The sequence below is a fragment of the Vibrio natriegens NBRC 15636 = ATCC 14048 = DSM 759 genome (assembly GCF_035621455.1).
GTDB classification, from domain to species: domain Bacteria; phylum Pseudomonadota; class Gammaproteobacteria; order Enterobacterales; family Vibrionaceae; genus Vibrio; species Vibrio natriegens.
On sequence record NZ_CP141822.1, the window covers coordinates 3,144,649 to 3,160,713 of the forward strand.

At 47.5% G+C, this 16,065-nt stretch carries 13 protein-coding genes; 7 read left to right on the plus strand and 6 right to left on the minus strand.

Features of this window, described 5'->3' with window-relative positions; genetic code table 11:
• The first annotated feature begins 119 nt into the window (after nt 1-119).
• On the plus strand, nt 120-1,076 hold the full coding sequence (locus tag VER99_RS14410; protein WP_020333555.1) for a DUF2860 domain-containing protein: 957 nt from the start codon (nt 120-122) through the stop codon (nt 1,074-1,076).
• Nucleotides 1,077-1,107: 31 nt separating this feature from the next.
• Here VER99_RS14410 and VER99_RS14415 read toward each other — a convergent pair whose 3' ends face one another.
• Nucleotides 1,108-2,631 (minus strand): YifB family Mg chelatase-like AAA ATPase, encoded by a 1,524-nt coding sequence (locus VER99_RS14415; protein ID WP_020333556.1) that lies wholly within the window; start codon nt 2,629-2,631, stop codon nt 1,108-1,110.
• 467 nt (nt 2,632-3,098) lie between these two features.
• Between VER99_RS14415 and ilvG the strand changes: the two genes are divergently transcribed.
• From ilvG to ilvA, 4 genes are all read left to right on the plus strand, one after another.
• Nucleotides 3,099-4,745 (plus strand): acetolactate synthase 2 catalytic subunit, encoded by a 1,647-nt coding sequence (gene ilvG, locus VER99_RS14420; RefSeq protein ID WP_020333557.1) that lies wholly within the window; start codon nt 3,099-3,101, stop codon nt 4,743-4,745.
• An 11-nt stretch (nt 4,746-4,756) separates the two neighbouring features.
• Nucleotides 4,757-5,041 carry an acetolactate synthase 2 small subunit gene (ilvM, locus tag VER99_RS14425; protein ID WP_014233403.1) on the plus strand — a complete coding sequence of 95 codons (285 nt, stop codon included), beginning with the start codon at nt 4,757-4,759 and terminating at the stop codon, nt 5,039-5,041.
• 167 nt (nt 5,042-5,208) lie between these two features.
• Entirely contained in the window at nt 5,209-7,050 is a 1,842-nt protein-coding gene (gene ilvD / locus VER99_RS14430) for a dihydroxy-acid dehydratase (protein WP_020333559.1), read from the plus strand.
• 2 nt (nt 7,051-7,052) lie between these two features.
• Nucleotides 7,053-8,600: a threonine ammonia-lyase, biosynthetic gene (ilvA, locus tag VER99_RS14435; RefSeq protein WP_020333560.1), complete on the plus strand. Its 1,548-nt coding sequence runs from the start codon at nt 7,053-7,055 to the stop codon at nt 8,598-8,600.
• 47 nt (nt 8,601-8,647) lie between these two features.
• Here ilvA and punR read toward each other — a convergent pair whose 3' ends face one another.
• Complete coding sequence (gene punR, locus VER99_RS14440; RefSeq protein WP_014233406.1) at nt 8,648-9,550, minus strand: DNA-binding transcriptional activator PunR; 903 nt, start codon at nt 9,548-9,550, stop codon at nt 8,648-8,650.
• A 153-nt stretch (nt 9,551-9,703) separates the two neighbouring features.
• On the opposite strand from punR, the gene punC reads away from it, so the two are divergent.
• Nucleotides 9,704-10,903, plus strand: a complete 1,200-nt coding sequence (gene punC / locus VER99_RS14445) for a purine nucleoside transporter PunC (protein ID WP_020333561.1) — start codon at nt 9,704-9,706, stop codon at nt 10,901-10,903.
• Nucleotides 10,904-10,968: 65 nt separating this feature from the next.
• Here the strand turns inward: punC and VER99_RS14450 are convergent, their stop codons facing one another.
• Nucleotides 10,969-11,745: a transporter substrate-binding domain-containing protein gene (locus tag VER99_RS14450; RefSeq protein WP_020333562.1), complete on the minus strand. Its 777-nt coding sequence runs from the start codon at nt 11,743-11,745 to the stop codon at nt 10,969-10,971.
• A gap of 115 nt (nt 11,746-11,860) precedes the next feature.
• Here VER99_RS14450 and VER99_RS14455 point away from each other — a divergent pair, with 115 nt between their 5' ends.
• Complete coding sequence (locus VER99_RS14455) at nt 11,861-12,604, plus strand: amino acid ABC transporter permease (protein ID WP_024372655.1); 744 nt, start codon at nt 11,861-11,863, stop codon at nt 12,602-12,604.
• 85 nt (nt 12,605-12,689) lie between these two features.
• Here VER99_RS14455 and glmU read toward each other — a convergent pair whose 3' ends face one another.
• The 3 genes from glmU to atpD all read right to left on the minus strand — a co-directional run bounded on the left by glmU (nt 12,690) and on the right by atpD (nt 16,045).
• The gene (gene glmU / locus VER99_RS14460) at nt 12,690-14,051 is read right to left on the minus strand and encodes a bifunctional UDP-N-acetylglucosamine diphosphorylase/glucosamine-1-phosphate N-acetyltransferase GlmU (RefSeq protein ID WP_014233410.1); all 1,362 of its coding nucleotides are present in this window, start codon (nt 14,049-14,051) and stop codon (nt 12,690-12,692) included.
• A 149-nt stretch (nt 14,052-14,200) separates the two neighbouring features.
• The gene (locus VER99_RS14465) at nt 14,201-14,623 is read right to left on the minus strand and encodes a F0F1 ATP synthase subunit epsilon (protein ID WP_014233411.1); all 423 of its coding nucleotides are present in this window, start codon (nt 14,621-14,623) and stop codon (nt 14,201-14,203) included.
• A gap of 18 nt (nt 14,624-14,641) precedes the next feature.
• Nucleotides 14,642-16,045: a F0F1 ATP synthase subunit beta gene (gene atpD / locus VER99_RS14470; RefSeq protein WP_014233412.1), complete on the minus strand. Its 1,404-nt coding sequence runs from the start codon at nt 16,043-16,045 to the stop codon at nt 14,642-14,644.
• Nucleotides 16,046-16,065 lie beyond the last annotated feature (20 nt).

Here is a 16,065-nt window from a genome sequence, read left to right on the forward strand (position 1 = left end):
TATGAAATAAAGGGAATATATTGTCGTGTTAGTTGAGCAAAGAAATTAAGTCACTCTCCAATACAAATAAACGCTCAACCATTTCTCGGACCATTCATTCGCAAATAGGGAGATCATGAATGAAACCAAGACTCACTGTCTTGACCTTGGCCTTTATCGTCAGTTCAGCTCAAGCTCAGCTCGCAGAAACCGCTGGATTCAGCGGTGAGATTTCACTTAACGCTGCCTTTATTGCATCAGAATCTAACTTTAATACCGATAACAACAAGACCATCGATTCACTCAATCACAGTGCAGACAGCGACAGCTCGGTAGTCGCAGCGCCGCTTGGAAACATCGCCTATACCTTCGGTACGCAGCTCAACCAACAAGTCTATGCAGGGACCACTCGTTCAGATGTGGCCATTGGTACACTTGCATTTCAGCTAGGCTATCAATACCAATTGCCATCAGGCACCGTACTCGATGTATCGTACTTGCCAACCATATTAGAAGGTGAAACCTGGCGTAATCCGTATCAGGTGGGCGTGGCTAGGCGCACAACCGATGAGGGCGGTAACGCGTACCGTTTTCAGGTTAAAGGGCTGATTGATAAAAACTTCAATCTTGATCTTGCCTATGCCAACAAAGAAATTGATAAAGAGGAAGTGACGGATCGCTCTTTGGCTCGTGATGCTGATATTTACTACATCAAAGGTGACTATCGAATTTCACTTGATCGGACTTCCATCCTGCAACCTGCATTTACTTACATTAACCAAGATGCCGATGGTAAAGCAGAATCCTTCGACTCGTATGGGTTTGAACTGAGCTGGTTTAAGTTCATCAATCGTCACCGTTTAGCTCTGACTGGCGGTTATACCCTTGAGGACTATCAATCTGAAAGCCAGACCTTCACCAAGACGCGCAGTGACGATACGTTGAGCTTGTTTGCCGCTTACGAATACCAAAATGTGTTTGATTGGCAAGACTGGTCTTTCATTTCATTCGCAGGCTATAGTCAAACCGACTCAAACATTACTTTCTATGACGAGAAGGAATACCTGTTCTCATTAGGCTTCAGCTATCGCTTTTAATTTTCTGGCCGCTATTTAGGGTAAGGACTGATTACACAGCCTGAGCAGTAAGCTGTTTCAGTAATCGGTCCATTGCTCGATATCCAAGGGCTTCCGCCAGATGGGAGCGCTCAATTCGATCTTCCCCGTCGAGATCGGCAATAGTGCGGGCAACTTTAATGATTCGGTGATACGCACGAATGGACAGTCCCAGTCTATGTAAAGCTGTCTCCAGAAACTCTGCATCACTTTTTTGTAACGGGCAAAACGCTTCTATCTCACGACTACCCAGCAAAGCGTTCACCTTACCGCTGCGACTTAACATCTGCTGACGTGCGTCATTAACGCGCTCTTTCACAACCACTGTTGGCTCACCGCGGTCCCCACCCTCAGATAATGTGCCCTTTGGCAAAGCAGGAATTTCCAGAGACATATCGAATCGATCGAGTAGCGGTCCCGACAGACGACCTAAATAACGCAGAATGGCTTGTGGGTTAGTGCGTGCCTGGTTGCCTTCGTAATAACCTGTCGGACTGGGGTTGAGTGCGCCCACCAGCTGAAAGCGGGCAGGAAATCGAGTTTTTCCCTGAGCTCGAGAGATGATGATTTCGCCCGACTCCAGCGGTTCTCGCAGCGAATCCAGCACCTTACGATCGAACTCCGGCATTTCATCCAGAAACAACAAGCCATTATGGGCCAGAGAAATTTCACCCGGCCTCGGAACCGAACCTCCGCCGACCAATGCCGCCATCGAACTAGAATGGTGTGGAGAACGAAACGGCCGTATCTTCCAGTTATGCTCATTGATTTCGCTTTGTGTTAATGACGCGACGGATGCGGTTTCCATCGCTTCATCATCACTCATTTCAGGTAATAAATCGCATAAGCGCGACGCTAACATGGTTTTTCCTGTTCCCGGCGGGCCAAGGAAAAGTAAGTTATGGCTTCCTGCTGCAGCAATCTCAAGCGCTCGCTTACCCTGTTGCTGGCCAATGATGTCCTGTAAATCTCGGTTATGGCTTTCTGTTGTTTTACGCTTAGGTGATTTATGCAAATTAAGCCGATGTTGACCACACAATTCAGCACACACCTCAAGCAGCGACTGAGCGGATTTATGCTGTTCTTTACCCACCAGCGCCGCCTGATCACCATTCACATGTGGCACGACCAAATGGCGCTGAAACTTGCTTGCAGCGAGTGCGGCAGGTAGCACCCCTTTTACTGGCCTTAAGCCTCCAGACAATGCTAACTCACCAACAAATTCGTAGTTTTTGAGCTTATCTGTCGCGATTTGCTCTGAAGCGGCCAAAATACCCAGCGCAATGGGTAAGTCAAAGCGTCCGCCCTCTTTGGGTAAATCCGCCGGAGCTAAGTTGACCGTAATGCGTTTGGCAGGAAATTGAAAATTGGAATTGATAATGGCACTGCGTACACGATCCTTTGATTCTTTTACCGTGGTTTCTGGCAGCCCAACCAGAGTAAAGCCCGGCATACCGTTACTAATATGTACTTCCACACTAACTGACGGCGCTTGTACACCGACACTTGCCCGACTATGAATGATTGCCAGCCCCATACGATCCCCAACCAATTATTGACTGCTTTATAAACAAATGTTTTCACTATGTGTTTATGTTATATACCGCGTCTTAATTGGGAGTTAATGTGAAAAAAGAATGACTTTTTGCTTGTCATGCAGAGGAATTGTGTGATACCACTAGTGACGCAAACAATTTCGTAGAACATTACACAACAAAATTTAACGAAAACAGAACGACAGACAGATGAATCTTTTCGCTTACATTAACTCACTGCTAGCCCTGATTATCGTGGTCATTATTGGCACCGCGCGGGGTATTGTGGGCGAAAGATAACCACAAATTACAAAAAACCCCCGCACTGAAAGGTCCGGGGGTTTTTTTACAACTACAAGTTGTCATCTGTCTAACCCTTAGACAGTTTAACGGGAAGAATGGGAGTGCACATGAAGTGCAAAACAAATGGTAATAGCTACGAGCCGCAACGTAGCAAAGGAGGTTTACGATGACTGGTGCACAACTTGTCGTAGCCGCTTTAAGACAGCAAGGTATCAAGACCATCTTTGGTTACCCCGGTGGGGCGATCATGCCAATCTACGATGCTTTGTATGACGGAGGTGTAGAGCACATCTTATGTCGTCATGAACAAGGGGCAGCCATGGCTGCAATCGGTATGGCTCGCTCGACTCAGGACGTTGCAGTTTGTATGGCAACTTCTGGCCCTGGCGCGACCAACCTAGTGACCGGCCTTGCCGACGCTTTCCTTGATTCAGTTCCACTGGTAGCCATCACAGGTCAGGTTGCCAGCTCTCATATCGGTACCGACGCTTTCCAGGAAATGGATGTGATTGGTATGTCTCTAGCCTGTACTAAGCACAGCTATCTGGTTACCGAGATCGAAGATCTTGCCCCGACTCTGGCTGAAGCCTTTGAAGTAGCGAAAACCGGACGTCCGGGTCCTGTCATTGTTGATATCGCGAAAGATGTTCAACTCGCTCAAGCACCAACCGATTTACTGACTCCATACGTTGCTCCAGCAATTGAAGATGTCGCTGCCGAAGATATTAAACGTGCGCAAGAAGTGCTAGCAGCTTCTACTCGCCCGGTTTTATACGTCGGTGGTGGTGTTCAGTTAGCGAAAGCGACCGATGCAGTACGAGAGTTCTTACGTCTGAACCCGATGCCAGCGGTAAGCACTCTGAAAGGCCTAGGCACGATTGAACGCCATGACCCTCACTATCTAGGCATGTTAGGCATGCACGGCACTAAAGCGGCCAACCTCGTGGTTCAGGAAGCCGATCTGCTGATTGTGGTCGGTGCACGCTTTGACGACCGTGTGACGGGCAAGCTTGATACTTTTGCACCCAATGCGAAAGTGATTCACATCGATATCGATGCGGCAGAAATTCATAAATTGCGCCACGCAAACGCACCACTACGTGGCGATATCAATACCATTCTTCCTCAGCTTGAACTTACACAAGACATCACACCTTGGGTTCACCACAGTGAAAGCTTACGCAGTGGCTTCAAGTGGCGTTACGACCATCCGGGTGAACTGATCTACGCACCACTTCTGCTTAAGCAGTTGTCTGACATGATGCCGGATAGCTCTATCGTCTCAACAGACGTAGGCCAACACCAAATGTGGGCAGCGCAGCATATTCAGCCGCGTGACCCACAAAACTTCATCACTTCTGCCGGTCTGGGCACCATGGGTTTTGGTCTTCCAGCTGCAATGGGCGCTGCAGTCGCACGTCCGGATGATCAGTCTATCCTTATTACTGGTGACGGTTCATTTATGATGAACGTGCAGGAATTAGGTACGCTAAAACGTCGCCAGATTCCGGTGAAGATTGTTCTTCTTAACAACCAACGTCTTGGCATGGTCCGCCAATGGCAGTCATTGTTCTTTGATGGCCGACACAGTGAAACTATCCTTGATGACAACCCTGACTTCGTGATGCTGGCAAAAGCATTCGACATTCCGGGCAAAACCATCACCAAAAAAGAAGAAGTGGAACCGGCTCTGAAAGAGATGCTGGAAAGCAAAACTTCTTACATGCTTCACGTGTTAATCGACGAAGAAGAAAACGTGTGGCCTTTGGTGCCACCTGGCGCATCAAACAGTGATATGTTGGAAAACACCTAGGAGACGATCACATGGACAGATATTTACTCGACATCAAAGCCGATGACAAACCGGTATTGTTAGAGCGCGTTCTACGTGTGATTCGTCACCGAGGCTTCGTGATCAAACAAGTTGCTGCGACTCAAAACCACGAAAGTAAAGTTGCCAGTGTGGAGATCATCGTCGACAGCGATCGACCAATCTCATTTTTGATCAATCAAATTGAGAAGCTGTGGGATGTTCGCAAAGTTGAGGTACTAAAAATCCGCAACGATGAACTGCCAAATCACAACTTACAACAACAGGTAAGTGCATAAGAGCCCTGTGGCAACAAGCGAAACAATGGAAATGGACAGCGCCGAGCGTTGTCCAACAACTAAACTACTGCAAGAGGCCGACGATGGCCTATTTAACAGCACCACGAAAGAGAAGTGGGCTGTTTAGACTGTGTGTACTCAGAGCAGAAGTAAGAAGGAATTAGGAAATGCCAAAATATAGATCAGCAACCACCACACATGGTCGTAACATGGCGGGCGCACGCGCGCTTTGGCGTGCAACTGGCGTAAAAGATGAAGACTTTGGTAAGCCAATCATCGCTGTGGTGAACTCGTTTACTCAATTTGTACCTGGCCACGTACACCTGAAAGATATGGGTCAATTGGTTGCAGGTGAAATCGAAAAAGCAGGTGGCATCGCAAAAGAATTCAATACCATTGCTGTCGACGACGGTATCGCAATGGGTCACGGCGGTATGCTTTACTCACTGCCTTCACGTGAATTGATTGCCGACTCTGTAGAGTACATGGTCAATGCACACTGTGCCGATGCTATGGTGTGTATCTCTAACTGTGACAAAATCACTCCAGGAATGATGATGGCCGCTATGCGCCTGAACATTCCGGTTATCTTTGTTTCTGGCGGCCCAATGGAAGCAGGTAAAACCAAGCTTTCTGATCAAATCATCAAGTTGGACTTGGTTGATGCGATGATCCAGGGCGCAGATCCAACCGTGTCAGATCAACAGAGCGAACAGGTCGAACGCTCGGCTTGTCCAACCTGTGGCTCGTGCTCAGGCATGTTTACCGCCAACTCAATGAACTGCCTGACAGAGGCGCTAGGCCTCTCTCAACCAGGCAATGGTTCGATGCTGGCAACACACGCAGATCGTGAACAACTGTTTATTAACGCTGGTAAACGTATCGTTGATCTGACTCGACGCTACTACGAACAAGATGACGAGTCCGCCTTACCACGCAACATTGCCAACCGCGACGCCTTTGAAAACGCAATGGCGCTGGACATCGCAATGGGTGGCTCAAGTAACACCGTTTTACACCTTTTAGCTGCGGCTCAAGAAGGTGAAATAGACTTCGATATGAACGATATCGATGAAATGTCTCGTCGCGTACCACACTTGTGTAAAGTGGCGCCATCGACACAGAAATACCACATGGAAGATGTACACCGTGCAGGTGGCGTAATGGCTATCTTAGGTGAACTCGACCGTGCTGGTTTGCTAAACGGCAGTACGAGTACGGTATTGGGCATGACTATGCAGCAGCAGCTTGCCGAGTACGACATCATGCAAACGGAAAACGAAGAAGTACTTAAGTTCTTCCGAGCAGGCCCTGCGGGTATCCGCACCACCCAAGCATTCTCACAAGACTGCCGCTGGGATCGTCTAGACGATGACCGTGAAAATGGCTGTATCCGTTCAAAAGAGAACGCATTCAGTCAAGAAGGTGGCCTAGCCGTTCTCTCAGGCAACATTGCGGTTGATGGCTGTATAGTCAAAACAGCTGGTGTGGATGAGGAAAACCTTAAGTTCCAAGGCCCTGCGATTGTTTTTGAAAGCCAAGATTCAGCAGTTGATGGCATCTTAGGTGGTAAAGTTAAAGCGGGTGAAGTCGTTGTTATTCGTTATGAAGGTCCTAAAGGCGGTCCGGGTATGCAGGAAATGCTCTACCCAACTACTTACCTGAAATCGATGGGATTAGGCAAATCTTGTGCCTTGCTAACAGATGGTCGCTTCTCAGGTGGCACATCGGGTCTGTCAATTGGTCATGCATCCCCAGAAGCAGCCAGTGGCGGTACGATTGGCTTGGTTCAAGATGGCGACATTATCACCATTGATATCCCAAGTCGCTCTATCACCCTCGATGTAGCAGAAGATGAGCTGGCAGCACGTCGTGCAAAACAAGATGAACTCGGTTGGAAACCAGTTGATCGCCAACGTGAAGTTTCTTTTGCACTTAAAGCGTACGCTAGCATGGCAACCAGTGCTGACAAAGGTGCAGTACGAGACAAGTCTAAGCTAGAGGGCTAGCAATGATGGAATCTCAACCCGCAAAGAAAGTAAATCAAACTGGCGCAGACTATCTGCGCCAAATCCTGCGTGCGCCTGTTTATGAAGTCGCAACGGTTACGCCACTGCAAGATATGCCGCGTCTGTCGGCACGCATTGGCAACAATGTGCAAATCAAACGTGAAGATCGCCAGCCAGTGCACTCTTTCAAGCTGCGTGGCGCTTACAACATGGTTGCCAGCCTGTCTGAAGAGCAAAAAGCTGCTGGTGTTATTGCGGCGTCGGCGGGTAACCATGCTCAAGGGATGGCGTTATCAGGCACTAAGCTAGGTATCAAGACCACGATCGTAATGCCAAAAACTACGCCGGATATCAAGGTTGATGCTGTACGTAGCTTTGGTGGTAACGTGGTGCTGCATGGCAACAACTTTGATGAAGCAAAAGCAGAAGCTGAACGCCTGTCAGAAGAACATGGCTACACCTTTGTGCCACCGTTCGATCATCCATTGGTGATTGCTGGTCAGGGCACCATTGGTATGGAAATGCTGCAGCAAAATGGCCATCTGGACTACATCTTTGTTCCGGTTGGCGGTGGTGGTCTGGCGGCAGGTGTCGCGGTATTGGTTAAACAACTGATGCCAGAAATCAAAGTGATTGCTGTCGAACCAGAAGATTCTTCCTGTTTGAAAGCTGCCTTAGATGCCGGAGAACCTGTCGTACTTGATCAGGTCAGTATGTTTGCCGATGGTGTGGCGGTAAAACGCATCGGTGAAGAGACATTCCGTTTATGTCAGAAATACATTGATGGGCATATTGCGGTATCAAGCGACGAAATCTGCGCAGCCGTGAAAGATATCTTTGAAGATACACGAGCGATAGCAGAGCCTTCAGGTGCGCTTGCTCTGGCAGGTTTGAAGAAGTTTGCTGAACAGAACAAACTCAAAGACAAAAAACTCGGTACAGTACTGTCTGGTGCCAACACCAACTTCCATGGCTTACGTTATGTCTCTGAACGTTGTGAACTAGGTGAAAAGCGTGAAGGCTTACTCGCTGTCACGATCCCAGAACGCCAAGGCGCTTTCTTTGAGTTTTGTAACTTGATTGGTGGCCGAGCGGTTACTGAGTTTAACTACCGTTACAACGATGATGAACTGGCAAACATCTTTGTTGGTGTGCGTCTTCAGGGCGGCCAGGAAGAGCTGGATCATATTATTCGCGATCTGCGCGAAGGCGGTTATCCGGTGGTGGATCTATCTGATGATGAAATGGCAAAGCTACACATTCGCTACATGATCGGTGGAAAACCTTCTAAGAAGCTCAAAGAACGTCTTTACAGCTTCGAGTTTCCGGAATATCCGGGCGCGCTGCTGAAGTTCTTAAGCACTCTTGGTACCCACTGGAATATCAGCCTGTTTAACTACCGCAACCATGGTGCAGATTACGGGCGTGTTCTTTGTGGTTTCGAGCTAGATGAAAGCGATTTAGCCCAATTTTCCGCACATTTGCGCGAACTTGGCTACCAGTGTAAAGACGAAACGGACAACCCATCCTATAAGTTCTTCTTATCATAAACAGCCAAAAAAACACCTCGCTATAGCGAGGTGTTTTTATTTGATATTTAAGCCTGCAGCCAATCCTGATGTAGCTGACTGGATGATCCTAAGTAATCCACCATCCATTGGATCAAATTATGGTTCTCATCTTTACGCCATACTAAACAACAACGGCTTACGGGCTTGTCGTCCGGTAGAACCTTCTCCACCAGCACGCCATCATTGATCAATGGCATTGCAATATGACGCGGCATAAACCCGACCCCTACCCCATTTTTCAGACATTCAATCGCCGCATACCAGTTTGGCAGTAACAAACGACGCTGATGGGGATAATGACCTGTGTGTCGCTTAGGCAGTACGTTTGAAGTATCATCCAGACAGATAGCAGGAAACTGGCTGACATAGGCTTCAGTCAACGCCTGCTGACGAACACAGGGATGTGCTGGAGACATAACGAATGCCCAGTCCAGCATTCCCATGTCTCTCACTTCAAAGTCACCACCAACCGGAATGGCACTTGTTGCTCCAATCACAATATCCGCCCGCCCCTGTGCAATCGCCTCCCAAGAGCCGTTAAACACTTCCATGTTGATCTGCAGCTCGGCAAACTCAAATTCGCGATAAAAGTCTTCAATCAATGGTTTTAACTTTTCCAGTTTCACCACATTATCCAAAGTTAGCTTGAGCGTCGTCTGCCAGCCATGTGCCGCCCGGCGAGTTTGAGCTTTAACCTCTTCCATTTGACGCAATAACACTCGCGCCTCTGAAATAAACAACTCTCCCGCAGGTGTCAGCTCAACCTTTCTTGGCAAACGGCGAAACAGCACCACGTCCAGATCTTGCTCTACCTGACGGACACCATAACTGATTGCTGAAGGCACTTTGTGCAACACCTCTGCAGCAGCGGTAAAACTCCCCAACCGGGCAACAGTATCCAGCATTTCTAATGAAGATTTGGAAAACATTACTAAGTACCTTTCAAATTTTTTGATTGATAGTGAACAATTTTAACGTTTTATTTTTTGCAAATCGAAAAATAGAATAAAAGAACAAGTAAATCAGGGTTGGCGCCAACTGATATTGGTTAAAAAGTAATTAAATAATTTGATTGGTTAATAATGAAAATATCAAAACTACAACTCGTTTATCTTGCAGTGCTGTCGATGCTTGGCTTTGTTGCTACCGACATGTACCTGCCAGCTTTTAAAGCAATGGAAATCGACTTCGCGACAGGTCCGGAACAAATTGCCCTATCTCTGACCGTATTTTTAGGGGGAATGGCATTTGGTCAGCTGATGTGGGGGTTGGCTTCGGATAAGTTTGGCCACCGCAATACACTAGCCGCAGGTTTAGTTGTATTTACTCTTGCTTCATTCGGTCTGGCATTCTGCGATCAGGTTTGGCAGCTACTCTCTCTCCGCTTTGTCCAAGCTATCGGTGTCTGTGCACCAGCGGTTATCTGGCAAGCGATGGTTATTAAACGTTACTCGAGCAGCAGCCAGCAGATTTTCGCCACTATTATGCCTTTGGTTGCCTTATCACCAGCGCTTGCTCCTCAATTAGGTGTGGTACTGGCAGACAACTTTGGCTGGCACAGTATTTTTATCACTTTAACACTGGTTGGCGTATTGCTTGTCGTGGCAACCATGATGCAGAAAGACGAAAAGGTGGAAGTAAAGCAGACCAGCATCTCAACAGATATTAAAGCACTGCTGGGCTCTAAGACTTACCTTGGCAACGTGACTATGTTTGCCACCGCTTCCGCTGCATTCTTTGCTTACCTGACAGGTATGCCAGAAATCATGGCGCAACTGGGTTATGAAGCCAAAGACATTGGTATGAGCTTTATTCCACAAACTATTGCGTTCATGGCTGGTGGCTACTTAGGCAAAGTCGGTGTGCGCAAATATGGCGACAAAAACGTTTTACGCCAGTTGATAGGCTTATTTAGTGTCGCGGCACTGATGGTATTCGTTGCGTCACAATGGACGTTAACCTCTATCTGGCCAATTCTGACGCCTTTCTGTCTGATCGCTGTCGCAAACGGTGCGCTATACCCAATCGTAGTAAACCGAGCGCTAGAGAGTGCTCATCAAAGCCCAGCAACCGCAGCTGGCTTGCAAAACAGCTTACAGATCTGCGTAAGTAGTCTTGCCAGCGCATTTGTTGCTGCGATGGCCAGCCAGGCTCAATCGGTCACTGGTATCGCGATTGTGATTTGTATGGCTGGTTTGTGGGTCGGCTATATTCTGTCTAATCGAGAGCTGGCTAAGCACTTTGCTACACCAGACAATTCTCGCGTGGTCAGCGAAGAGTAACGCTACACTAGAGTTCGATGACAACCTGGTGATAACAAGAGCCGTTCTATACGGCTCTTTGCTTTTTATAGGCTTTTTAAGCCCCATTTTTCAGCAACTTGCTTGAAGAACCCTTGGGTTTCTTTCAGCTTCACCCAGTGATTGATGTAGTTAATCCAGACCTGATCATCTTGTGGCAGTAACATGGCTATCGGTGTTGGCCTGCGAGGTGTTTCAACTGGTACTATCGCTAACTGACTAAATTTCTCCACCAGCGTGGCGGCTTCTACATTCGATGTCACTGACACGTCAGCGCGGCGGGCTAATAGCTCCTGAAAATCTCGCGCGGGCGCTTCTATCACAATATGCTGCGCGGAAGGGAAAAACTCTTTCACCATCTTTTCTTGTACCGTGCCTAATGTCGCCGCGACTTTCACCTCAGAGTTATCAAAATCAGCCCAATCGGTATATTTCTCGAGGTCGCTCTTCTGTACGACTGGCACAAACGCAAGATAAAAATAAGGCTGGCTATATCCGGCCACTTTGGCACGTGACATATTTAATGACGCGCTTCCGGTGATGTCGTACTTGTTGGCGATAATTCCGTTCACCAACGTCTTCCAGTCTGTAGCTACGTATTCCACTTTTACCCCAAGATCTCTAGCTAGCTCCGTCATCACATCAATATCGAACCCTCGATAACTATTCGTCGCAGGATCTTTCATTGTCATCGGGTTCCAGTCACCCGTAGTGCCAACTCTTAATACCCCTTTGTCTAAAATATCTTGAAGACGACTCTGGGCGTACGCAACTTGAGTCATGGTGAGTAAACATATGCCTAAAGTGAGCAAAAATTTTTTCATGTTTATTCCCTTAACATTAATGACCTTATACAGGTTACTGATTAACCTTTATTACAACCCCATTGAAAAACATAGCAGTAACAATGGAAATGTTTGGTTAATTCAGGAAATCAACGTGAATTATCGATATCTTTGGCTCTCCACTTCACTACCATTACTGACTGGCTGCTCTGATTATCAATGGGGCTGGTACGTGCTCGACCCCTCGACAGAACAAGGACGGACAAACCTTCGATTCTTAGTGTCTGGATTTAATGACACGATTCAAGTATCACTTCTGAGTATGCTGTTTGCCATGACTCTGGGGTTACTCATCGCCTTACCCGCCCTATCTAATTCGCCTGCGCTAAAATGGGTAAACCGTATTTATGTTGAAGTGATTCGCTCTATTCCGGTTCTGGTATTGCTGCTTTGGGTGTATTACGGCATGCCTACGTTACTTTCAGTCTCACTCAATCATTACTGGGCTGGGGTGATCGCGTTAACCATTGCGGAGAGTGCATTTATGGCGGAAGTGTTTCGTGGTGGGATTCAGGCAATCAGTCGCGGTCAGCATCAAGCGGCAGAGTCGATAGGTTTAAATTACTGGCAAAAGATGCGCTTGGTTATTTTGCCTCAGGCGTTCAGGCAAATATTACCGCCGCTGGGCAATCAGTTTGTCTATATCCTCAAAATGAGTTCACTGGTCAGTGTCATTGGACTGAGTGATCTTACACGTCGGGCTAACGAGCTGGTGGTCAATGAGTACTTACCATTAGAGATATACACCTTCTTAGTTCTGGAGTACTTACTATTGATTCTCTTTGTCTCTCAGGCTGTACGCTGGCTGGAGAAACGCATCGCAATTCCAAGCTACTAGTCCAAACAGTGTAATCAAGAAGGAAAACAACAAAGCCGCTCAATTTGAGCGGCTTTGGTTTAAATTTATCTTACGCTGAGATGCGTTACTTTTTCTTTACCGGACGTTGCCAGCCTGTGATTCTGCGCTCTTTAGCACGAGTAATCACTAACTCACCTTCGGCTACGTCTTTAGTCAGAGTAGTGCCTGCACCAATAGTCGCACCATCAGCGATAGCCACAGGTGCCACTAACTGGCTATCCGAACCAACGAAAACATCATCACCGATGATGGTTTTGAACTTGTTCGCACCATCGTAATTACACGTAATCGTGCCAGCGCCAATGTTAGTGCGTTGGCCAATTTCTGCATCGCCCAGATAAGTCAGATGGTTCGCTTTAGAGCCTTCACCAATTCGCGCATTCTTCACTTCGACAAAGTTACCGACGTGAGAGTCGTTACGCATATCCGCGCCAGGACGCAGACGAGTGAATGGACCAACAGTACAATCTTCACCAACGGTTGCACCTTCAATCACGCTGTATGGACGGACGATCGTGTTGTCATCAATCTCACAATCTTTCAAAACACAGCCAGCACCGATAACCACGTTATCACCAAGCGATACACTACCTTCGATAATAACGTTCACATCAATTTCGCAGTCCATGCCGCATTGAAGCTCACCACGTAAGTCAAAGCGAGCTGGATCACGTAGCATAACACCCTGCTCAAGCAGTTTTTGCGCTTGCATCGATTGGAATGCGCGCTCTAGACGAGCAAGCTGGGCACGATCATTCACGCCTTCAACTTCAATCGCATTCACTGGATGGACAGCTTCCACTGCACGACCTTCATCGTGAGCAGCAGCAATGATGTCAGTCAGGTAGTACTCGCCTTGCGCATTATTGTTGTTTAAGCCTGACAACCAACGCTTCAGATCACCACCAGTCGCAACCATCACACCTGTGTTGATTTCTTTGATCTGTTTTTGTTCTTCGGTGGCGTCTTTCTGCTCGACGATAGCAACGACAGGACCATTCTTACGCACGATACGTCCATAACCAGTCGGGTTATCCAGAACTACCGTCAGCAACGCGATACCACCCGTTGGCTGGGCATCAAGTAAGCTCTCAATAGTTTCCGCAGAAATCAGTGGTACATCCCCATACGAGATAAGAATTTTCTCGTCATCTTCGAACTGTGCTGACGCCTGATCCACCGCATGACCAGTACCTAGCTGCTCCGCCTGAAGGACCCAGTTTACTGGCTCTTCCGCTAGCACCTGTTTCATTTGATCACCACCATGACCGTAAACTAGGTGAATATTTTGAGCACCAAGACCGGTACATGTATCAATGACATGTTTTGCCATTGGCTTCCCTGCCAAAGTGTGAAGCACTTTAGGCATATTCGAATACATACGGGTTCCTTTACCCGCAGCAAGAATTACAGCACTGAATTTCATGGACAACCTATTGACGTTATTTATTTAATCGGCGGATATTTTAGACAGCTTGAAGGGATAAGTTAATGGTGAAAGGTCAATTTCTAACTAAAAATAATCAAAAAGGCGACCATTTGGCCGCCTTTTTCATGCAACGTTGCTAATTGAGCTTAGCGACGCTTTTTGGTCAGCTCGATAACTCGTAGCTGAGCAATGGCTTTAGCCAGTTCACTGGCCGCTTGTGCGAAGTCCATATCGCCATGCTGGTTCTGGATATTCTCCTCAGCACGACGCTTAGCTTCTTCTGCCTTCGCTGCGTCTAGATCTTCACCACGAATCGCTGTATCAGCCAGTACTGTAGCAGTACCAGGCTGAACTTCGACCATACCACCAGAGACATAAATGAACTCTTCGTGGCCGTGCTGTTTCACAATACGCACCATACCAGGCTGAATAGCGGTCAGAAGCGGAGTATGGCCATGGAAAATACCAAGCTCACCTTCGCTACCGGTCACCTGAAACGTCTCTACACGACCAGAGAAAATGCGTTTCTCAGCGCTTACTACGTCTAGGTGAAAGGTTATTGGTGCCATATCGCCTCCTAGTTAGCCTTATAGCTTCTTAGCATTCTCAATAGCATCATCGATGCTACCGCAGTACATAAATGCCTGCTCTGGAATGTCATCGTATTCACCAGCTAGTAGACCTTTAAAGCCACGTAGAGTCTCTTTAAGAGGTACGTAAACGCCCGGGTCACCTGTAAATACTTCCGCTACGTGGTAAGGCTGAGTAAGGAAACGCTCAATCTTACGTGCACGAGATACAACTTGCTTATCTTCTTCAGATAGCTCGTCCATACCTAGAATCGCGATGATGTCTTTCAGCTCTTTGTAGCGCTGAAGTGTCTGCTGAACGCCACGAGCGATGTCGTAGTGATCTTGACCTACTACTAGTGGGTCTAGCTGACGAGACGTTGAATCTAGTGGGTCGATCGCTGGGTATAGACCCATTGCTGCGATGTTACGGTTAAGTACAACCGTTGCATCCAAGTGCGCGAACGTTGTTGCTGGAGACGGGTCAGTCAAGTCATCCGCAGGTACGTATACCGCCTGTACAGACGTGATAGAACCTTGCTTAGTTGACGTGATACGCTCCTGTAGTACACCCATCTCTTCTGCAAGAGTTGGCTGGTAACCTACCGCAGAAGGCATACGACCTAGAAGTGCTGATACCTCAGTACCTGCAAGTGTGTAACGGTAGATGTTATCAATGAACAGTAGTACGTCACGACCTTCGTCACGGAAACGTTCTGCCATTGTAAGACCAGTCAGTGCAACACGTAGACGGTTGCCCGGTGGCTCGTTCATCTGACCGTAAACCATTGCTACTTTAGATTCTTCAGGATTCTCAACGTTTACAACGCCCGCTTCCTGCATTTCAAAGTAGAAATCGTTACCTTCACGAGTACGCTCACCAACACCAGCAAATACTGATAGACCTGAGTGTTGTAGTGCGATGTTGTTGATAAGTTCCATCATGTTAACGGTCTTACCTACACCTGCACCACCGAATAGACCGATTTTACCACCCTTAGCGAATGGACAAATTAGGTCGATTACTTTAACACCCGTTTCTAGAAGTGCTGTTTCGTTTGATTGCTCTTCGTAGCTTGGTGCTGCACGGTGGATAGAGTAAGTCTCTTCCGCACCGATTTCACCACACTCATCAATCGCGTCACCTAGGACGTTCATGATACGACCTAGAGTTTTAGTACCTACTGGTACTGAAATTGGAGCGCCAGTGTTAACCACTTCTACTCCACGACGTAAACCATCAGAGCTACCCATTACGATACAACGAACTACGCCACCGCCTAGCTGTTGTTGAACTTCAAGAACTAGACGCTCTTTTGAGTCCGTTACGTTTAGAGCGTCATATACACTAGGTACATCGCTCTGTGGGAACTCTACGTCGACTACCGCACCGATGATCTGTACGATCTTACCTGTAGCCATCGTTAATCCTCTAAACTATT